Raw genomic sequence first — 1,117 nt, 5'->3', positions numbered from 1 at the left:
TACGCTCCGTCGGAGGAGCACGAGCTGCTGCGCAGCACGGTGCGCGAGCTGGCCGATGCGAAGATCGCTCCGTTCGCGGCGGAGGTGGACGAGGAGTCGCGGTTCCCGCGGGAGGCGCTGGAGGCGCTGGTCGCCAATGATCTGCACGCGGTGCATGTGCCGGAGGAGTTCGGTGGTGCGGGTGCGGACGCGTTGGCGACGGTGATCGTGATCGAGGAGGTCGCGCGGGCGTGCGGGTCGTCGTCGTTGATCCCGGCGGTGAACAAGCTGGGGACGGTGCCGGTGCTGCTGGCGGGGTCGCGGGAGCTGAAGAAGAAGTTTCTGGGGCCGGTCGCGGCGGGCGAGGCGATGTTCTCGTACGCGTTGTCGGAGGCGGACGCGGGGTCGGACGCGGCGGGGATGAAGACGCGTGCGGTGCGCGACGGTGACTTCTGGGTGCTCAACGGCGCGAAGATGTGGATCACCAATGCGGGGGAGTCGAAGTACTACACGGTGATGGCGGTGACGGATCCGTCGGCGGGGGCGCGGGGGATCTCGGCGTTCGTGGTGGACTGCGATGACGCGGGGGTGTCGTTCGGGCCGAAGGAGCGCAAGCTGGGGATCAAGGGGTCGCCGACCCGGCAGGTGATCCTGGAGGACGTGCGGATCCCGGCGGACCGGATCATCGGTGCGGAGGGGACGGGGTTCAAGACGGCGTTGGCGACGCTGGACCACACGCGGATCACGATCGCGGCGCAGGCGCTGGGGATCGCGCAGGGGGCGCTGGACTTCGCTGTGGGGTATGTGAAGGAGCGGCGGCAGTTCGGTAAGCCGGTGTCCGATTTCCAGGGTGTGCAGTTCATGCTGGCGGACATGGCGATGCGGCTGGAGGGTGCGCGTCAGCTGACGTATCACGCGGCGGTGAAGTCCGAGCGTGCGATGCGGGGTGAGAAGGTCGCGGATCTGACGTTCGTGTCGTCGGCGTGCAAGGCGCTGGCGTCGGATGTGGCGATGGACGTCACGACCGATGCGGTGCAGTTGCTGGGCGGGTACGGGTACACGCGGGACTTCCCGGTGGAGCGGATGATGCGCGACGCCAAGATCACGCAGATCTACGAGGGGACCAACCAGATCCAGC

At 68.2% G+C, this 1,117-nt stretch carries 1 protein-coding gene; it reads left to right on the top strand.

Annotated features, from left to right (window positions below; genetic code table 11):
- The coding region (locus DMH08_RS39540) for an acyl-CoA dehydrogenase family protein (RefSeq protein ID WP_199748240.1) at positions 1-1,117 on the top strand (1,117 nt) is incomplete at both ends.

The organism is Actinomadura sp. WAC 06369, from assembly GCF_003947565.1.
In the GTDB taxonomy this organism is placed as follows: Bacteria; Actinomycetota; Actinomycetes; order Streptosporangiales; family Streptosporangiaceae; genus Spirillospora; species Spirillospora rifamycini.
The sequence above is the reverse complement of the archived record's forward strand: the minus strand, read 5'-3'. Positions and strand labels throughout refer to the sequence as shown.